This is a genomic window from Aeromonas sp. ASNIH2, assembly GCF_002934795.1.
GTDB lineage: Bacteria > Pseudomonadota > Gammaproteobacteria > Enterobacterales > Aeromonadaceae > Aeromonas > Aeromonas caviae.
The window spans coordinates 2188762-2206822 of sequence record NZ_CP026406.1 but is presented as its reverse complement, the minus strand read 5'-3'; the positions used below and the strand labels follow the sequence as shown (position 1 = coordinate 2206822).

15 protein-coding genes are annotated in these 18061 nt (G+C 60.7%); 5 read left to right on the top strand and 10 right to left on the bottom strand.

Going from position 1 to position 18061, the window contains the following annotated elements; all coding sequences use genetic code 11:
* Positions 1-50: 50 nt before the first annotated feature.
* The 8 genes from atpE to mioC all read right to left on the bottom strand — a co-directional run bounded on the left by atpE (position 51) and on the right by mioC (position 6971).
* The gene (gene atpE, locus C3F36_RS10340; RefSeq protein ID WP_010672265.1) at positions 51-290 is read right to left on the bottom strand and encodes a F0F1 ATP synthase subunit C; all 240 of its coding nucleotides are present in this window, start codon (positions 288-290) and stop codon (positions 51-53) included.
* Between the two features lie 58 nt (positions 291-348).
* A complete protein-coding gene (gene atpB / locus C3F36_RS10335) occupies positions 349-1131 on the bottom strand; it encodes a F0F1 ATP synthase subunit A (protein WP_010672266.1) in 783 nt (260 codons plus the stop codon).
* A gap of 8 nt (positions 1132-1139) precedes the next feature.
* Positions 1140-1550, bottom strand: coding sequence for an ATP synthase subunit I (locus C3F36_RS10330; RefSeq protein ID WP_010672267.1), 411 nt, complete (start codon positions 1548-1550; stop codon positions 1140-1142).
* Between the two features lie 190 nt (positions 1551-1740).
* Positions 1741-2649, bottom strand: a complete 909-nt coding sequence (locus tag C3F36_RS10325; protein ID WP_010672268.1) for a ParB/RepB/Spo0J family partition protein — start codon at positions 2647-2649, stop codon at positions 1741-1743.
* Complete coding sequence (locus C3F36_RS10320; protein ID WP_104455019.1) at positions 2646-3449, bottom strand: ParA family protein; 804 nt, start codon at positions 3447-3449, stop codon at positions 2646-2648. The genes C3F36_RS10325 and C3F36_RS10320 overlap by 4 nt, the downstream gene beginning before the upstream one ends.
* Positions 3450-3476: 27 nt before the next feature.
* Positions 3477-4103 carry a 16S rRNA (guanine(527)-N(7))-methyltransferase RsmG gene (rsmG, locus tag C3F36_RS10315; protein WP_041215794.1) on the bottom strand — a complete coding sequence of 209 codons (627 nt, stop codon included), beginning with the start codon at positions 4101-4103 and terminating at the stop codon, positions 3477-3479.
* A 20-nt stretch (positions 4104-4123) separates the two neighbouring features.
* Positions 4124-6013, bottom strand: coding sequence for a tRNA uridine-5-carboxymethylaminomethyl(34) synthesis enzyme MnmG (gene mnmG, locus C3F36_RS10310; RefSeq protein ID WP_010672271.1), 1890 nt, complete (start codon positions 6011-6013; stop codon positions 4124-4126).
* A gap of 508 nt (positions 6014-6521) precedes the next feature.
* On the bottom strand, positions 6522-6971 hold the full coding sequence (gene mioC, locus C3F36_RS10305; protein WP_010672272.1) for an FMN-binding protein MioC: 450 nt from the start codon (positions 6969-6971) through the stop codon (positions 6522-6524).
* Positions 6972-7342: 371 nt separating this feature from the next.
* Between mioC and C3F36_RS10300 the strand changes: the two genes are divergently transcribed.
* The 5 genes from C3F36_RS10300 to fhuB are packed head-to-tail and all read left to right on the top strand — an operon-like array spanning position 7343 to position 14873.
* Positions 7343-9451: a TonB-dependent siderophore receptor gene (locus C3F36_RS10300; protein WP_029313364.1), complete on the top strand. Its 2109-nt coding sequence runs from the start codon at positions 7343-7345 to the stop codon at positions 9449-9451.
* Positions 9452-9511: 60 nt separating this feature from the next.
* Complete coding sequence (locus C3F36_RS10295) at positions 9512-11158, top strand: multidrug ABC transporter permease/ATP-binding protein (RefSeq protein ID WP_104455017.1); 1647 nt, start codon at positions 9512-9514, stop codon at positions 11156-11158.
* A 46-nt stretch (positions 11159-11204) separates the two neighbouring features.
* Positions 11205-11969: an ATP-binding cassette domain-containing protein gene (locus C3F36_RS10290; protein ID WP_010672275.1), complete on the top strand. Its 765-nt coding sequence runs from the start codon at positions 11205-11207 to the stop codon at positions 11967-11969.
* Positions 11970-12000: 31 nt separating this feature from the next.
* Complete coding sequence (locus C3F36_RS10285) at positions 12001-12894, top strand: ABC transporter substrate-binding protein (RefSeq protein ID WP_199769712.1); 894 nt, start codon at positions 12001-12003, stop codon at positions 12892-12894.
* Positions 12891-14873, top strand: coding sequence for a Fe(3+)-hydroxamate ABC transporter permease FhuB (gene fhuB, locus C3F36_RS10280; RefSeq protein WP_104455015.1), 1983 nt, complete (start codon positions 12891-12893; stop codon positions 14871-14873). Before C3F36_RS10285 ends, fhuB begins: the two co-directional genes overlap by 4 nt.
* Before the next feature lie 70 nt (positions 14874-14943).
* Here the strand turns inward: fhuB and mnmE are convergent, their stop codons facing one another.
* Entirely contained in the window at positions 14944-16305 is a 1362-nt protein-coding gene (mnmE, locus tag C3F36_RS10275; protein ID WP_010672278.1) for a tRNA uridine-5-carboxymethylaminomethyl(34) synthesis GTPase MnmE, read from the bottom strand.
* 109 nt (positions 16306-16414) lie between these two features.
* A complete protein-coding gene (gene yidC / locus C3F36_RS10270; RefSeq protein WP_104455014.1) occupies positions 16415-18061 on the bottom strand; it encodes a membrane protein insertase YidC in 1647 nt (548 codons plus the stop codon).

Below are 18061 nucleotides of genomic sequence, written 5' to 3'. Positions count from 1 at the left end.
GCCGATGTCCTCTTTAGTTAGTTAATGGGTTCTGCGTGAGTCGTAATGACTTAGGCAACCGCAAACATCACATACAGACCCAGACCAACGGCGATCATCGGGATCGCATCCACCAGACCCATCACGATGAAGAACTGGGTACGCAGAACAGGGATCAGGTCAGGTTGACGAGCTGCACCTTCCAGGAACTTGCCACCCAGGATACCGATACCGATGGAGGCGCCGATAGCCGCCAGACCCATCATCATTGCAGCAGCGATGTACAGCAGGTCCATGTTCAAGTTTTCCATGAGGATCTCCATTTATTTAGATGTAATTGATTGTATAAAAAGGATTATTTGAGTTGCATCAACCATGGTCTTCCTGCGCCATCGACAAATAGACGATGGTCAGAACCATGAAGATAAACGCCTGCAAAGTGATGATCAGGATGTGGAAGATTGCCCAAGGCACGGACAGGATCCACTGTGACCACCAGGGTAACAAACCCGCAATCAGGATGAAGATCAGTTCGCCAGCATACATGTTGCCGAACAGTCGCAGACCCAATGAAACAGGCTTGGAAATCAACGTGACGGTTTCAAGGATGAAGTTAACCGGGATGGCAGCAGGGTGATTGAAAGGCTGAAGCGTCAGCTCCTTCACGAACCCGCTGATACCCTTGACCTTGATGCTGTAGTACAGGATCAAGAAGAACACGCCCAAAGCCATGGACATGGTGATGTTAACGTCAGCAGAGGGAACCACACGCAGATAGGGAACACCCATCAACTGTGCAGCGTGAGGGATAAAGTCAACGGGGATCAGGTCCATGAAGTTCATCAGGAAGATCCACACGAACACCGTCAGGGCCAAAGGTGCGATGACCTTGTTGCGACCATGAAAGATGTCCTTGACGTTACCATTCACAAACTCGACCAGCATCTCCACAAAGCACTGCAGCTTACCGGGCACACCGCTGGTGGCCTTGACGGCAACCTTGCGGAACAACCAGATAAACAGGGCGCCTAGCACGACGGAAAATATCATGGAATCGATATTCACCGTCCAGAACCCGGACCCTACCTGCAGGTGGGTCAGGTGGTGGGAGATATATCCCTGAGGAGTCAGGACTTCTCCGGTTGCAGACATGAGTTTTCCTAATAGTGGTTGTTAAGCGTGAATGAAACTATCCACTGTACAACGAGGGCGAGGATATAAGTGGCGAAGAACGAGGCGGTGTCGACCTCAATCCCGGCGCCAAACAGCAGGGCGAAAAGTCCTGTTGTAGTAATGAGCTTAATCCCTGCCCCACCATAAAAGTCCCGCAAAACCAGGCCTACGCTCTCTTTCGTCACCTTGCGGCGCAGAACCCAGAGCGTGAACAGGGCTTGAGGAACCCAGTACATCCCCCCTCCGTAGAGAGAGGATTGTCCGGCGAACTCTCCCGCCTGATAAAACCAGACGGTGGCGATCGCCAGGATCAGGACCAGCTGACAAACGAGCATAGCCAAGGCCAGCGTCAAACCTTCCAAGGCTATTTTCTGCTTCACCAACCTACCCCTGAACATTACAGAACTGTAAAAAATCGGGATCCGAAGACCCCAGGTTCACAGCTCGAAAAGCCGGTCAAATTATACCCGTGAAGACGGCTATTGCAACATGGCAAAAATCCTTAATTTTTGCGGCTTTCCGCGCGAAATTAAGGTTATGTTCATATCGAAAGTAATGGATGTTTTATTACTACAAAAAGCGTAAAAATCACGATTCTGACAGGCCAAAATAGCCCAATACCCGGTCCAAATCTGCCAAGTTATCGTAACTTATTACTAACTTGCCGCTATCTTTCTTGCCCGGCTGAAGTTGCACCTGATTGCCAATTTTTTCAGAAATCTGGCGCTCGAGATAACCAAACTGGGGATCACGGACGGGTTCAACCCTGGTTTTTGCCGGTTCCAGTGCTTTTTGCACCAGCTTCTCGGTATCTCGCACTGTCAGCCCCTTCTGGGCCACCAGTTTGGCCAGCTCTGACTGGGCCTGGCCGCTCAGGGCCAGCAGGGCACGGGCATGCCCCATGTCGAGGTCGCCGTGCTCCACGAAGCGCTTCACGTCCTCGTTGAGCTGGTTGAGACGCAGCAGGTTGGTGACCGTGGTGCGGGACTTGCCCACCGCCTCGGCAACCTGCTGGTGAGTCAGTTCGAACTCCGTCAGCAGGCGCTGTAGGGCGACGGCCTCCTCGATGGCGTTGAGATCTTCACGCTGGATGTTCTCGATAAGTGCGATGGCGACGGCCGCCTCGTCGGCGACATCCTTGACCAGGCAGGGCACCACTTCGAGACGGGCCAGCTGGGAGGCGCGCCAGCGGCGTTCACCAGCAATGATTTCGAAACGGTTTTCACCGATGGAGCGAACCACTATGGGCTGGATCACCCCTTGTGCACGGATGGAGTTGGCCAACTCCTCCAGCGCATCCTGGGACATATCCTTGCGCGGTTGGTATTTGCCGGACTGCAGCCACTCCACCGGCAGCTTGCGCAATTCCCCCTGATTGGTCGGGGCCATGGCCTGTTCGGTGCGCTGGTCGCTCATCACCTGTTTCTGGCGGGCGGCCGTGCTGGTGCTGAGCAGGGCGTCCAGCCCCTTGCCCAGCCCACGTTTCTTCGGCGTCATATGCTCTCTCGATCTGCGGTGAGCGGCTGGGACTCCTGCTCCTGGCGGCGCAGGATCTCGCCAGCCAGGGCCAGATAGGCCTTGGCCCCCACCGATGATTTGTCATAGTGCATGGCTGGCGCGCCAAAGCTCGGCGCCTCCGCCAGTCTTACGTTGCGGGGAATGATGGTGCGATAGACCCTGTCCCCGAAATGCTGTTTCAGCTGATCGGACACATCATTGGCCAGCCGGTTGCGATGATCGAACATGGTGCGCAGCACCCCTTCGATCTTCAGCTCCGGATTGACCACGGCTGCCAGCTTGCTGATGGTGTCCACCAGGGCGGTCAGCCCTTCCAGCGCATAGTATTCGCACTGCATGGGCACCAGCACGGAGTCGGCGGCGGCCATGGCATTCACCGTCAGCATGTTGAGAGAAGGCGGGCAGTCGATGAAGACGTAGTCGTACTTGTCCCTGACCGAGGCCAGGGCGTTGCGCAGGCGGATCTCGCGGGCAAAAAACTCCATCAGGCGGATTTCTGCCGCGGTCACGTCGGCATTGGCGGCAATCAGGTGATAGCCTCCCGAGGTTTCGGGGATGATCACCTCGCCGATGGGGGCATCTTCGATCAGCAGTTCATAGGCGGTGCGCTCGACATCGTACTTGTCGACGCCACTGCCCATGGTGGCATTGCCCTGCGGATCCAGATCGATCACCAGCACCTTGCGCCGGGTAGCGGCCATGGAGGCGGCCAGATTCACACAGGTGGTGGTTTTACCCACTCCACCCTTCTGGTTGGCTATGGCAATGACTTTTCCCACACTGTCCCCTAAATGAATGCGGCGGCCCTATTCGGGCTGGATGGCTTTAAACTCCAGCAGATGGCGTTCGCCTTCCAGTTCCGGCACCACCAGCTTGTGGGTGGCAACCAGACGAATGCTGTCAGGCAACTGTGCCAGCTCCTGCTCGGGGTATTGTCCCTTGAGCGCCAGGAAGCTGCCCTCGGGTGACGGCAGATGATGACACCAGCTCAGCATGTCCTCCAGGGAGGCGAAAGCCCGGCTCAGTACACCATCAAATCCGGTCTCGGGTTGATACTCCTCCACCCGGGATTTGACGGGGGTCACATTGGTCAACCCCAGTTCCAGGATCACCTGGCGGATGAAGTTGATCCGCTTGCCCAGGCTGTCGAGCAGCACGAACTGTTTGTCCGGATTGATGATGGCCAGCGGTAGTCCGGGCAGACCCGGACCCGTTCCCACATCGATGAAGCGTTCACCGTGCAGGTGAGGGCTCACCACCAGGCTGTCGAGGATATGCTTGACCAGCATGGCGTCCGGATCTCGCACCGAGGTGAGATTGTAAGCCTTGTTCCACTTGTGCAGCAACTCGACCAACTGCACCAACTGGGTCTTCTGGGTTTCGGTGATAACAATTCCGGCCTGCATGAGCAGGCCGTTCAATCTTTCCAACATGTTGTCCAACGGGGAATTCCTCAGGCGGTTTTACGCAGCAGGCCGTGTTTCTTCAGGTGCACCAGCAAGATGGAGATGGCGGCAGGGGTGATGCCGGAGATGCGGGACGCCTGACCAATGGTCTCTGGCTTGGCATCGTTGAGCTTGGCGATCACCTCGTTGGAGAGACCGTTCACGTCGCGGTAGTTCATGTCCAGCGGCAGCAGGGTGTTTTCGTTGCGCAGCTGTTTCTCCACCTCGTCGTGCTGACGCTCGATATAACCGGCGTACTTGATCTGGATCTCCACCTGATCCGCGGCAGCCGCATCGGTCAATGCAGGCCCTACACCCTCGATGGCCATCAGGGCATCGTAGGTCACCTCGGGGCGACGCAGCAGCTCTTCCAGGCTCTGCTCCCGGGTCAGGGGAGTATTGACCAGGGCGTTGACGGCCTCCAGAGACGGATGCTGCGGGTGGATCCAGGTCGAGCGCATGCGCTGACGTTCCTGCTCCACCTGTTCCACCTTGGCATTGAACAGGCTCCAGCGATGATCGTCCACCAGACCCAGCTCGCGGCCGATGGCGGTCAGGCGCAGATCCGCATTGTCTTCCCGCAGCAGCAGGCGATATTCGGCACGGCTGGTGAACATGCGATAGGGTTCGCGGGTCCCCAGTGTGGAGAGATCGTCCATCATCACGCCCATGTAGGCCTGATCCCGGCGTGGGTGCCAGGCTTCCTTGCCCTGGGCGCGCAAGCCCGCGTTCAGACCGGCCATCAGGCCCTGGGCAGCGGCCTCTTCATAGCCGGTGGTGCCGTTGATCTGGCCGGCGAAGAAGAGGTTCTCGATGCACTTGCTCTCCATGTTGGCCTTGAGATCCCGCGGATCGAAGAAATCGTACTCGATGGCGTAGCCAGGGCGAGTGATATGGGCATTCTCGAAACCACGGATCGAGCGGACGATCTGCACCTGCACGTCGAACGGCAGGCTGGTGGAGATCCCGTTTGGGTAGAGTTCGTGGGTGGTCAGGCCTTCCGGTTCGACAAAGATCTGATGCGCCGTCTTGTCGGCAAAGCGGGTGATCTTGTCCTCGATCGACGGGCAGTAGCGCGGGCCTATCCCCTCGATCACTCCGGCGTACATGGGGCTGCGATCCAGGTTGTTGCGGATCACCTCGTGGGTCTGCTCATTGGTATGGGTCACGTAGCAAGGCATCTGGCGGGGATGCTGGCTGGCGTTGCCGATGAAGGAGAAGACCGGGCGAGGATCATCACCATGTTGCTGCTGCATCACGGAAAAATCGACGGTGCGTGCATCGATGCGTGGTGGCGTGCCGGTTTTGAGGCGATCGATGCGCAGCGGCATTTCACGCAGGCGCTGGGCGAGGGCAATCGAGGGAGGATCCCCGGCGCGACCTCCTTTGTAGTTCTCCATGCCGATGTGGATCAGACCATTGAGGAAGGTGCCAACGGTCAGTACGACCGTCTTGCCGCTGATGCGGATCCCGCTCTGGGTAACGACCCCGGCGACGCGATCCCCGTCCATGACCAGATCGTCGCAGGCCTGCTGGAAGATCTTCAGGTTCGGGTAGTTCTCCAGTGTCTGACGCACCACAGCCTTGTACAGCAGGCGATCCGCCTGGGCACGGGTAGCCCGCACCGCAGGGCCCTTGGAGGAGTTGAGCGTGCGGAACTGGATCCCGCCGAGATCGATGGCCTGCGCCATGATCCCGCCAAGGGCGTCGACTTCCTTGACCAGGTGTCCCTTGCCGATCCCGCCGATCGCCGGATTGCAGGACATATGTCCCAGCGTATCTATGTTGTGGGTGAGCAACAGGGTATTGAGACCCATGCGGGCTGCCGCTGTTGCTGCTTCGGTTCCTGCATGACCGCCACCGACGACGATCACATCAAATTGTTCATGGTATTGCATTGGGGATCACCTTGATCTGCACGCCTGAAGATCTTTGTTTGCCTGGTCTGAAGGGCGGATCATTCTATCTGTTTAGCATCCGGAGGGGAACGTCTACTTCAGGATCAGTATGGATCAGGGATCGGTTAAATAGATCTTAAGGATCTTTAGATCGATCTTTTATTGGATCTTTTATTAGGATCCGAGACTTCTGTTGATAAGGCATTTTTGATCATAAAGATCATTCGGTTAAGGTCGATCGCTGCTTGTGGAAAAGCTTGGATCCAGAGGGGGCGAACGGGGGGATAACATGGGTTTTTATACACAGACACATGGTCGTCAAGATCTAATACATGAATAACTATAGGTTTTGCAGAGCTTAGCACCTAAGTTATACACAATTATCCGAGCTCATGTGGGGAGCTCTCGGGAAAAACTTATCCGGATCCCCCTGTTAATAACCTGGTGGATAGGGATCTGGGGATAACCAGGGAGATCGGGGGTCGTGACCGGATCTCCCTGGCCCTGATCAGCCGATCAAGGTCATCCAGTCGTGGATCCAGGTTTCTGCGGCATCTTCGGGGATCTCGTGCTGGGTCACGTCTATTTCCAGGAGATCCCCCAGTCGGCTGGCACCGCACCCGGCCAGCAGCCGATCCAGCGTCTTGCCGCCCTGGCAGAAGGTGTCATAACTGCGATCCCCCAGGGCGATCACTCCGTACTTGAAGGCGGCGAGATCCGGCTGCTGCTCGGCAAGATCCCGGGCAAAGGGCTGCAGATTGTCGGGTACATCCCCCGCACCATGGGTGGAAGTGACCACCAGCACGATGGCTTCTGGCTCGGTCAGGATCCTGGCCAGGCTGGCGGGGTTGTGGATCTCCGCCTGGTGGCCCGCCTGTTCAAGCAGGCCGACCACATGATCTGCGACATATTCGGAGGCCCCCAGCATGGAGCCGACGATGAGGTTGAGTTTGGCCATGGAATGGATCCTGATGTCATCGAAAAAGTGAAGAGGGGGGATCTTACCGCCAAAGCATGTGGATAAATATGGATAAAGCTTGGGGATAAGGATCCTGTCCACTTTTTTGCAGCCAAAACCGGTCTCGTGGCCGTCGTGGCGCCTTCTTTCCGCCTGTTGCGACCTCATCGCACCTTTCGTTGTCAAACGACACTTCAAAACATCAATTAACAATGCAGATGCAAATGATTAGCAATTATTGAATCGATTCGATCACAGCACCTGTAGTAGCATGGCGCTGCTTTATTCGCCTGAGGCGCCGGGCTGACCGGTCCAATTGGGCACCCATAATAAGAAATCAAACATAACTTATTGATATTTGAGACACTTATATGATTGCGCAAAAAAATACCCCGAATGCCGTGATGCGAAAGAGAGGCGCACAGCTGCTGCCGCTCTCCTGTCTGCTGGCGTCCCTGCCCGTGTTGGCGGCGGAACAGGCGGATAAAGAGTTGCCCAAGGCGGGCGAAACCATGGTCGTGACCGGGACCGCCATGAAGGTCGAGGTCCCCATGGCAGAGACCCCCCGTGCCGTTTCCGTGGTCAATCGCGAAGAGCTGGACCAGCACGCCGTACTCAAGCTAGACGAGTCCCTGCGCTATCGCTCCGGCGTCCTGTCCCAGTCCTATGGTTCGGACACGGATGCTGACTGGTTCAAGGTGCGCGGCTTCGATGCGGCTTCTTACCTGGATGGCAACCGCCTGTTCAGCACCGGTTACTATGTCTGGACCCCGGAGCCCTTCGGCCTTGAGAGCGTGGAAGTGCTCAAAGGCCCGGCCTCCATTCTGTATGGCGAAGCCCCTCCCGGAGGCGTCATCAACGCCATCAGCAAGCGTCCGACCGCGACCCCGCAGGGACTGGTGAACCTGCAACTGGGCAACCGGGATCTGCGCCAGGTCGGGGTGGATGTCTCCGACACCCTTACCGACAACAGCCGGTATCGTCTGGTGGCCCTCTACAACGAGCGGGACGGCGTGCTGGACGGCACCTACAACGAGCGCGCCTATCTGGCGCCGAGCGTGACCCTGGATATTTCGGATCGCACCACGCTGACGCTGCTCTCCAGCTTCAAGCACGATGAAGGGGTGCCGACCAACGGCTTCTTCCCGGTCTATGGCACCCTGAATACCTCCGGCGGCCAGATCGATCCCTCCACCAACCTGAGCCAGCCGGATTACGATCGCAATCGCAATACCCAGATCTCCGCCGGGTACGAGCTGGCCCACCAGCTCAACCAGACCTGGGAGTTCAAGCAGAACGTTCGCTTCAATTACAACGATCTGCTGCTGCGCCAGACCTATATCTTTCCGACCTATGAAGGCACCACCGCCTACCGCGGCCTGGTCTACCGGGATGGGGATACCAAGAGCGCCACCATGGACAACCAGATGGTGGGTTACTGGAACACCGACAGCACGGAGCAGACCCTGCTGCTGGGGGTGGATCTGCAGCGCCATGTAAATGAAGGTCAGGAAGCCGACAACTATGGCATGGGCGCCATCAACACCATGAACCCGGATTACAGCGGTTTCCCCGGTTTTGATGAATCCACCGCGACCCACCAGAAGAGCACCAAGGGTCAGAGCGGCCTCTATGCCCAGCACCAGATCCGCTGGGATGATCGCTGGCTGCTGACCGCGGGCGGTCGTTTCGATTACGTGGAAACCCACAACATCAGCGAAGCCAAGAGCAAGAACGAGAAACAGTACGACGACAACCTCTCTCTCTCCGGCAGCCTGATGTACCTGGCCGACAACGGTCTCTCCCCTTACTTCGCCTATGCGGAATCCTTCGAAGTGCTGCCGGGGATAGACCCCAACACCGGCAACTCCTACAAGCCGCTGGAAGGCAAGCTCTACGAGACCGGGGTCAAGTACGCACCCAGCTTCCTCGATGGCTACATCAACCTGGCGCTGTTCGATCTGGAGCAGACCAACTCCCTGGTCTCTACCGGCTCCGGCCAGCAGACCCAGGCCGGTGAAGTGACCTCTCAGGGGGTCGAGCTGGAAGGGAGCGTGCAGGCCACCGAGGCGTTGCGCCTGACCGCTGCATATACCTATACCGATGCCAAGACCAACGACACCGGCAACGGCGATCGTCGTGCGAGCCTGATCCCGCGCCACCAGGCCTCCTTCTGGGGCAACTACAAGGTGCAGCAGGGCCCGGTATCCGGTCTTGAGCTGGGTTCCGGCGTGCGCTATGTGGGTTCCAGCGTCGGCATCGGCGCGGTGAATGCGGACTACACCCCCATCTATGGTTCCGCCCAGGTACCGGCACACACCGTATGGGATGCGATGATCGGGTATGACTTTGCCAAGAACTGGCGTGCCCAGATCAACGTCAACAACCTGCTGAACGACACCTATGTGGCGAGCTGCGACTACTACTGCTACTACGGCGAGCCGCGCAGCATAGTCGGCACCGTCAACTACCGCTGGTAAGCGACAGGCCGGGCGGGGGCGAAGGCTCCCGCCCTCCTTCCATTCATCTACAGGCCTGTCATGGAACTCTTGTCACTGGTTTATCGCCAATACCGTTGGCCCTTCATCGCCATTAGCCTGCTCAGCCTGCTGAGTGCTGTCAGCGGGATAGGCGTCATTGCCTTCATCAATCAATCACTTATCGAATCAGTCGGGGATCCGCTGCCGATCCTGGGTCAGCTTGTCGGCCTGGTCTTGCTGCTGCTGGTGATCACGCTCGGATCCCAACTGGCCCTGACCACCCTGGGTCACCATTTCGTCTACCGGTTGCGTGGCCGCCTGCTCAAGCAACTGCTGGATACCGACGTCGCCCGTCTGCGTCAAATAGGGCAGGGGCCGCTCCTGGCCTCCCTTTCCAGCGACATCGGTCAGATCACCATCGCCTTCGTGCGCCTGCCGGAACTGGTACAGGGTCTGGTGCTCACCCTGGGCTCCATCATCTACCTTGGCCTGCTCTCTCCCGCCTTGCTCGGTGTTACCGCCCTCTGGGTCACCGTGACCATGGTGGTGGGCTGGCTGCTGGTGAACCGGGTCTATCGCCACCTGGCGCACATGCGCCAGGCCGAAGACAGGCTCTACCAGAACTACCAGTCCATCATCGCCGGGTGCAAGGAGCTGGCGCTCAACCGCGAGCGTGCCCACTTCGTCTACCACCAGCTCTATGAGCAGAATGCCCGGGACTACCGGGAGCAGATCATCCGCGCCGATACCTACCACCTGAGCGCGGTGAACTGGTCGAACATCATGATGCTGGGTGCCATCGGCCTGGTCTTCTTCCTGGCCAACGGGTTGGGCTGGGCCAACACCAATGTGGCCGCCACCTTCGCCCTGACCCTGTTGTTCCTGCGCACTCCCTTGCTGCAAGGCATCGGAGCCCTGCCGACCCTGATCGCCGCCCAGGTGGCGTTCGACAAGATAGCTGCCCTCAATCTGGCAGAGCCGGACGAAGCGTTCCCGTTGCCGCCTGCGCCTCGCCCCTGGCAGCGCATCGAGCTGGATCAGGTGAGCTTTCACTACCAGGGGGAGGGCGGTTTCTCCGTGGGCCCCATCAATCTGGTGATCGAGCGGGGGGAGCAGATATTCCTCATCGGTGGCAATGGCTCCGGCAAGTCGACCGTCGCCATGCTGCTGACCGGGCTCTATCAACCGGTCTCTGGCCGGATCCTGCTGGATGGGGAGCCGGTCACCGATCGCAACGGCTATCTGGGGCTCTTCTCCGCCATCTTCACCGACTACCACCTGTTCCAGCATTTGCTGGGGCCCGAGCCGAAAGAGGCGCTGGTCGCCGAGTGGCTTGAGCGGTTGCAGATGGGCAGCAAGCTTGCCATCGAGGATGGCTTCATCGCCGATATCGACCTCTCCCAGGGCCAGCGCAAGCGGGTCGCCCTGCTGCTGGCCCTGGCAGAGCAGCGCGAGATCATGCTGTTCGACGAGTGGGCCGCGGATCAGGATCCCCAGTTCCGCCGCATCTTCTATCAGGTGCTGTTGCCGCGTCTCAAGGAGATGGGCAAGACGGTGATCGCCATCAGCCACGACGATCACTACTTCTCTCTGGCCGATCGCCTGCTGGAGATGCGCCAGGGCCGCCTCACCGAACTGACCGGCGAGCAGCGCGAGCAGGTGAGCCGGGATGCGGTCGCCCATCTGGATGGCAAGGTGCCGACCTGATGCTGGCACCGATGAGACTGGCAGCAAGCCAGCACAGGAATTGCTTATGTTCGAGATGAAATCCGCCAGCTTCGCGGTCAATGACCGCACGCTGCTGCACCCCACCAGCCTTCGCTTCGAGCAAGGTCGGGTCTATGGCCTCATCGGCCACAACGGGTCGGGAAAATCGACCCTGATCAAGCTGCTGGCGCGCCAGCAACCCCACAGCGGCGGGGAGATCCTGTTCGATGACCAGCCGTTGTCTGCCTGGGGCAACCGGGAGTTTGCCCGTCAGGTGGCCTATCTGCCCCAGCACCTGCCGAGTGCCGAAAATCTGCTCGGCCGCGAGCTGGTGGAGATGGGGCGCTACCCCTGGCGCGGCCTGCTGGGCCGGATGGGAGCGGAAGATCACCGTCAGGTGGAGCGGGCCATCGCCCTGACCCACACCGAACGCTTTGCCGATCGGCTGGTGGATACCCTCTCCGGCGGTGAGCGGGGACGAGTCTGGCTCGCCATGCTGCTGGCTCAGGAGAGCCGTTTCATCCTGCTGGACGAGCCACTGGCCGCCCTGGACGTGGCCCATCAGGTGGAGGTGCTCACGCTCGTCAAGCAGCTCAGCCGCCAGCTCAACCTCGGGGTCATCATCGTCATTCACGACATCAACATGGCCTCCCGCTTCTGCGATAGGCTGGTGGCGCTGCACTCCGGCCGTCTGCTGACCCACGGCGAGCCCGAACAGATCATGACAGGGGAGACCCTGAACGCCATCTATGGCATCCCCATGGAGGTCATTCGCCATCCGGCCCATGACCACGCCATCGCCATCGTCTGACCGGGGGCCGCTCTTGAACCGTTTATTGAAGATGGCGCCCTGTCTGCTCAGTCTGCTGCTGCCCCTGGCAGGGGAGGCCGGGCAGCTTGTCACCGCCACCAGCGCCACGCCCCGCATCGCCACCGTGGACTGGACCATAGCCGAAACCCTGCTGGCGCTCGGAGTGACACCGATGGCGGTGGGGGATGTGGCCCCCTATCGCGCCTGGGTCGGTGAACCCCAGCTTCCTGCCGGGGTGATCGATATCGGGCTTCGTGCCCAACCCAACCGGGAACTGCTGGCGGAGCTCAAACCGGATCTTGTTCTCATCTCGCCGCTGGCGGCCCCCCTGGCGCCGACCCTCTCCCGCATCGCGCCGGTGCACTCCATCGCCCTGTATGAACCGGGCACCGATCTGTGGCAGCGACTGCGGGAAGCGACACTGACCATAGCCGCCCTGGTCAACAAAGAGGCGGAGGCCGAACGCCAGCTCGCCGCGCTGGATCAGGATCTGGCACAGATGCAGGCGGCGCAGCCCGCCGATCTGCCCCCCTTGCTGGTGGTGCAATTCATCGATGAGCGCCATGTGCGGGTGTTTGGCCATGGCAGCCTGTTCGAGGCAGTGATGCAGCGCCTCGGCCTTCGCAACGCCTGGCAGGGAGAGACCAATGCCTGGGGATTCTCGGTCGCGAGCCTGGAGCAGTTTCTCGGGATGCCGGATGCCAGGCTGGTGGTGGTGGACCCCGTGCCCGTAGGAGTTGGTGAAAAACTTCAGGAGCCTGGATTGTGGCAGCATCTCCCGCTGGTACAGAACAATCCGGTGATCCATCTGCCTGCGACATGGAGTTTTGGTGGCATATTGGCGGCCCGCCGCTTCGCCACCCTGCTGGACGGTGCCTTGCGGGAGCAGGCTGTCCACAGAGCAACCGGGGGATCAAATCAATGAGCTCTTCTCTTTCTTCGCCCCTGCTACGCCCGGGTCTCTGCCTGTTGGTGCTGACACTGGGGCTGGCTTGCGCCGAGCTGGCACGTCAACTGCCGGGGGCGCTCTGGTGGCAGGCCCTGTTCTCCCCCGAGCTGGACGATGCCCGCCAGGCGGTGGTTCATTTCAGCTGGCTGCCGCGCCTAGCCATCTGCCTGCTGGCCGGTGCCGCCCTCGGGCTCGCCGGTACCCTGATGCAGCAGGTGCTGCGCAATCCCCTGGCCTCGCCCACCACCCTGGGGGTGGCCTCCGGCGCCCAGCTGGCGCTGATGATGGTGACCCTGCTCGCCCCCTCCTGGCTGCTGATCGGGCGGGAGTGGATCGCCATGGCCGGGGGAAGCCTGGCCATGGGGCTGGTCTTCGCCCTGGCCTGGCGCCGCCAGCTCAATCCCGTGGTCATCGTCTTTGCAGGGCTGGTGATCAACCTCTATCTGGCCGCCATCAGCATGGGATTGCTGCTGTTCTTCCAGGAGGAGCTCAAAGGGTTGCTGGTGTGGGGGAGCGGATCTCTGGCCCAGAACAGCTGGAGCGGCGTCGGCTATCTGCTGCCACGGTTGCTGCTGGCCGCGATGCTGGCGGTGGTGCTGGTGCGCCCGCTGGCAGTGCTGGAGCTGGACGATGCCAGCGCTCGCAGCCTGGGGGTCTCTCTCAAGCACCTGAGATTCGCCGCTCTCGGCATCGCGGTCTTCATCACCGCTTGCGTGGTGAGCGTGGTGGGGCTGATCGGTTTTATCGGGCTGGCGGCGCCCGCCATGGTGCGGCTGCTGGGGGTCAGAAAACTGGCCCAGCGGCTGCTGTGGGCACCCATCCTCGGCGCCCTGTTGCTGGCGGCCACCGATCTGCTGCTGCAGACCCTGAGCCGGTTCTGGCCTGTGCTGATCCCGACCGGCGCCATGACGGCCCTGTTGGGGGCGCCGCTGCTGCTCTGGCTGATCCCGCGTCTTGGCATCAAGCAGAGTGCGCCTAAGGCGAACTCCTCGCTGCAGTTGGCCCGCCATCCGGCGCCGACTCGCCTTGTCGGCCTGATGGTGTTGGGGCTGGCTGCGGCGGTGATCGCCTCCCTGTTGTTTGGGCAGGGGATGGGCGGCTGGGGCTGGCCGGGCTGGCTGCGGTGGCAGGCCCAGCTGGAGTGGCGCTTGCCGCGCACGCTGGCAGCGGGTGCCGCAGGCGTGTTGCTGGCGCTGGCAGGCACCCTGTTGCAGCGAGTCAGCAACAACCCCATGGCGAGCCCCGAACTGCTGGGGGTAAGCGGTGGCACCTTCATGGGGGTGATTGCGGCGGCCCTGTTGCTGCCCGCCTTGCCGCTGCCCATGATGCTGCTGGGGGGGCTGGTGGGCGCCTTCGCCTGCCTGTTGCTGCTGGTGCTTGTCAACCGGCGCAACGGCTTCCAGCCGGAGCGGATACTGCTGTCTGGCATCGCCATCACGGCGCTGTTCGAGCCGTTGCAGGCCATCGCCCTGGCCAACGGCGACCTGCGGGTGCAGCAACTGCTCTCCTGGATGTCCGGCTCCACCTATTACGTCACCCAGCCGGTGGCCCTTGCCCTGGTGGTGTTGGCGCTGCTGATGCTGGCAGCCTGCCTGCTGGTGAGCCGCTGGCTCGATCTCATGCCCATGGGGCCGGCGGTAGCGACGGCTCTGGGGATCCATCTCGGCCGTGCCCAGCTCACCATCCTGCTGCTGGTGGCCGTGCTCACCGCCAGTGCCACCATGGTGATAGGCCCGCTCTCCTTTGCCGGTCTGCTGGCGCCGCACCTGGCCAGATTGATGGGGCTGGTGAGGGCGCGCTGGCACCTGCTCGGCGCCGCAGGCTGTGGCGCTTTGCTGATGGTGTCGGCGGACTGGATCGGCCAGCAGATCCTCTTTCCCCAGGAGGTGCCCGTCGGTCTGGTCTCCACCCTGTTAGGGGGCGCTTACTTCATGTGGTGCCTGCGCCGCCTCTAGGTTGATGGATGAAAAGCGCACAAAAAAAGCCCGGGATGAACCCGGGCTTTTTATTGCCTGCTCTGCGGACTTACTTGCCGATGCAGAAGCTGGAGAAGATGCGGCCCAGCAGATCGTCGGAGCTGAACTCGCCCGTGATCTCGGACAGGGACTCCTGGGCCAGGCGCAGCTCCTCGGCTACCAGTTCGCCAGCCACATAGACCTCAAGCTGCTCCCTGGCTACCAGCAGCCGTTCGGCGGCGCGCTCCAGTGCGTCCAGGTGGCGGCGGCGGGCCATGAAGCCCCCCTCGGTATTGCCCTGGAAGCCCATGCAGGCCTTGAGGTGCTCGCGCAGTGCGGGCAGCCCCAGCTCGGTCTTGGCGGAGATGCGATAGACGGCATGACCCTGCTCCTGGCTCGGTGCCAGATCCTCGCCGGTCAGGTCCGCCTTGTTGCGTACCACGGTGAGGCCGATGTTTTTTGGCAACCGATCAACGAATTCCGGCCAGATGTCGTGGGGGTCGACGGCATCCGTGGTGGTGCCGTCCACCATGAACAGCACCCGGTCGGCCTGTTCGATCTCGGCCCAGGCACGCTCGATGCCGATCTGTTCCACCTTGTCCTGGGTATCGCGCAGGCCCGCGGTGTCGATGATGTGCAGCGGCATGCCGTCCAGATGGATGTGCTCGCGCAGCACGTCGCGGGTGGTACCGGCGATCTCTGTGACGATGGCGGACTCGCGGCCTGCGAGGGCGTTGAGCAGGCTCGATTTGCCAGCGTTGGGGCGACCAGCGATCACCACCTTCATCCCCTCTCGCAGCAGGGCACCCTGCTTGGCCTCGCCGCGCACGTCGTCCAGCTCGGACATGATGGCGTAGAGGTCACCCGCCACCTTGCCGTCGGAGAGAAAGTCGATCTCTTCATCCGGGAAGTCGATGGCCGCTTCCACGTAGATGCGCAGCCGGGTGAGGCTCTCCACCAACTGCTGAACCTTGCCGGAGAACTGCCCCTGCAGGGAGTGCATGGCGCTGCGGGCGGCCTGCTCGCTGGAGGCTTCGATGAGATCGGCGATGGCCTCGGCCTGGGCCAGATCCAGCTTGTCGTTGAGGAAGGCGCGCTCGCTGAACTCGCCCGGGCGGGCGGGGCGGATGCCGTCGATCTGCAGGATGCGGCGGATCAGCATGTCGAGAATGACGGGGCCGCCATGGCCCTGCAGCTCCAGCACGTCTTCGCCGGTGAAGCTGTTGGGGGCCTTGAACAGCAGGGCGATGCCCTGATCCAGCGCCTGGCCCTGCTCGTCCCTGAACGGCAGATATTCGGCATAACGCACCCTGGGGAGCTTGCCGAGCACTATCTCGGCGACCCGCTCGGCGGCAGGGCCGGAGACGCGGACTATGCCGACGCCGCCACGGCCGGGGGCGGTGGCCTGGGCCACGATGGTATCTGTTGTCATCTTGCTTGACTCGCTGGTTGGCTGAATGAGTAAGAGGGTGGGGGACATTGTAATAAAAAAGGCGGCCCGAAGGCCGCCTCTTTTGTCATCAGGAAAGATGGGCTGCGCATCAGTTGCGTGAGTGCAGGCCTTTCTTCTCCAGCTGACGATAGATGATGGTCTGCTGGATGATGGAGATGACGTTGCTCACCAGCCAGTACAGAGTCAGACCTGCCGGGAACCAGAGGAACATGAAGGTGAAGATGATCGGCATGAACTGCATCACCTTCTGCTGCATCGGGTCCGTGATGGTGGTCGGGCTCATCTTCTGCAGATACCACATGGAGGCACCCATGAGGATTGGCAGCACGAAGAAGGGGTCCTTCACCGACAGGTCGGTGATCCACAGGGCGAACGGCGCGTGGCGCAGCTCGACAGACTCCATCAGTGCCCAGTAGAGGGCGATGAAGATGGGCATCTGTACCAGGATGGGCAGGCAGCCGCCCAGCGGGTTGACCTTCTCCTTCTTGTACAGCTCCATCATACCCTGGGACATCTTCTGGCGATCTTCACCGAAGCGTTCCTTGAGCGCAGCCAGCTTGGGCTGGAGCATGCGCATCTTGGCCATGGAGGTGTACTGGGCCTTGGTCAGCGGGAACATGATGCCGCGCACCAGCAGGGTCAGCATGATGATGGCCAGACCCCAGTTCTGGACGAAACCGTGGAACACGGTCAGCAGCCAGTGCAGCGGTTGGGCGATGAACCAGAGCCAGCCGTAGTCGACGGTCAGATCCAGGTGGTTTGCCACCTTGGCCATCTGATCCTGCAGCTTGGGACCGATCCACAGCTTGCCGCTCACTTCGGCCTGCTGGCCGGCAGCGACGTCAACCAGCGGCGCCTTGTAGCCGATGATGGCCTGGTCCTTGCCCGGGATCACGCGGCTGTAGAAGCTGTTGGTGTCGTTGGCATTCGGGGCCCAGGCGGAGACGAAGTAGTGCTGCAGCATGGCGACCCAACCACCCTGGGTGGTCTTGTTCAGGTCGGCATCCTTCATCTCGTCGAAGGTGTACTTCTTGTAGCGGGAGTCTTCGCTGGAGAAGGCACCACCACGGTAGGCACTGGCCACCATGGCATGACCTTCCTGATCCTTCGGCGTGGTCATGGTCTGCTTCAGCTGACCGTAGAACTGTACCTGGACCGGCTCGGCAGACTTGTTGTCGATCTTGTAGTCGACGCCCACGGCGTAATCACCGCGCTTGAGCACGAACTCCTTGGTGAAGACCACACCCTTGCTGTCGGTCCAGGTCATCGGAACGACGACTTGATCCTGACCGTCGGCCAGCTGATAGCTGGTCTGGGCGGCTTCATAGGTGGGACGACCCTGGGCCTGGCTGTCCGGACCATTGCGACCGACCAGACCGCTCTGGGCCACATAGAGGTGGGCAGGCTGGCTGGTCAGCAGGGTGAACGGCTGTTCCTTGCCTTCTTCCAGCTTGTGGGCCAGCAGTTCGGCAGAGACGATGTCACCGCCCTGGGTATCTAGGGTCAATTTGAGCACGTCGGAGGAGACGGTGATCAGCTTGCGCGCGGCGTTACCATTTGCTTGCTCGGAAACCTGAGGAATATCACCGGTCTGACCGGCTTCAGGTACGAAATGTTCGGTTTGGGCCACGGTAGTCGGGGCCGGCTTTGGAGCCTTGTCGGACTCCCACTGTTGCCAGAGCAAGAAGCTCACGAACAGCAAACCGATCAGGAGTAAATTGCGTTGTGATTCCAT

Coding starts and splice junctions, on each gene's coding strand:
- C3F36_RS10290 (WP_010672275.1), top strand. CDS start 11,205: ATGTTCGAGATGAAATCCGCCAGCTTCGCGGTCAATGACCGCACGCTG.
- mnmE (WP_010672278.1), bottom strand. CDS start 16,305: ATGACAACAGATACCATCGTGGCCCAGGCCACCGCCCCCGGCCGTGGC.
- atpE (WP_010672265.1), bottom strand. CDS start 290: ATGGAAAACTTGAACATGGACCTGCTGTACATCGCTGCTGCAATGATG.
- C3F36_RS10285 (WP_199769712.1), top strand. CDS start 12,001: ATGGCGCCCTGTCTGCTCAGTCTGCTGCTGCCCCTGGCAGGGGAGGCC.
- fhuB (WP_104455015.1), top strand. CDS start 12,891: ATGAGCTCTTCTCTTTCTTCGCCCCTGCTACGCCCGGGTCTCTGCCTG.
- rsmG (WP_041215794.1), bottom strand. CDS start 4,103: ATGTTGGAAAGATTGAACGGCCTGCTCATGCAGGCCGGAATTGTTATC.
- C3F36_RS10325 (WP_010672268.1), bottom strand. CDS start 2,649: ATGACGCCGAAGAAACGTGGGCTGGGCAAGGGGCTGGACGCCCTGCTC.
- atpB (WP_010672266.1), bottom strand. CDS start 1,131: ATGTCTGCAACCGGAGAAGTCCTGACTCCTCAGGGATATATCTCCCAC.
- mnmG (WP_010672271.1), bottom strand. CDS start 6,013: ATGCAATACCATGAACAATTTGATGTGATCGTCGTCGGTGGCGGTCAT.
- C3F36_RS10295 (WP_104455017.1), top strand. CDS start 9,512: ATGGAACTCTTGTCACTGGTTTATCGCCAATACCGTTGGCCCTTCATC.
- C3F36_RS10300 (WP_029313364.1), top strand. CDS start 7,343: ATGATTGCGCAAAAAAATACCCCGAATGCCGTGATGCGAAAGAGAGGC.
- mioC (WP_010672272.1), bottom strand. CDS start 6,971: ATGGCCAAACTCAACCTCATCGTCGGCTCCATGCTGGGGGCCTCCGAA.
- yidC (WP_104455014.1), bottom strand. CDS start 18,061: ATGGAATCACAACGCAATTTACTCCTGATCGGTTTGCTGTTCGTGAGC.
- C3F36_RS10330 (WP_010672267.1), bottom strand. CDS start 1,550: ATGTTCAGGGGTAGGTTGGTGAAGCAGAAAATAGCCTTGGAAGGTTTG.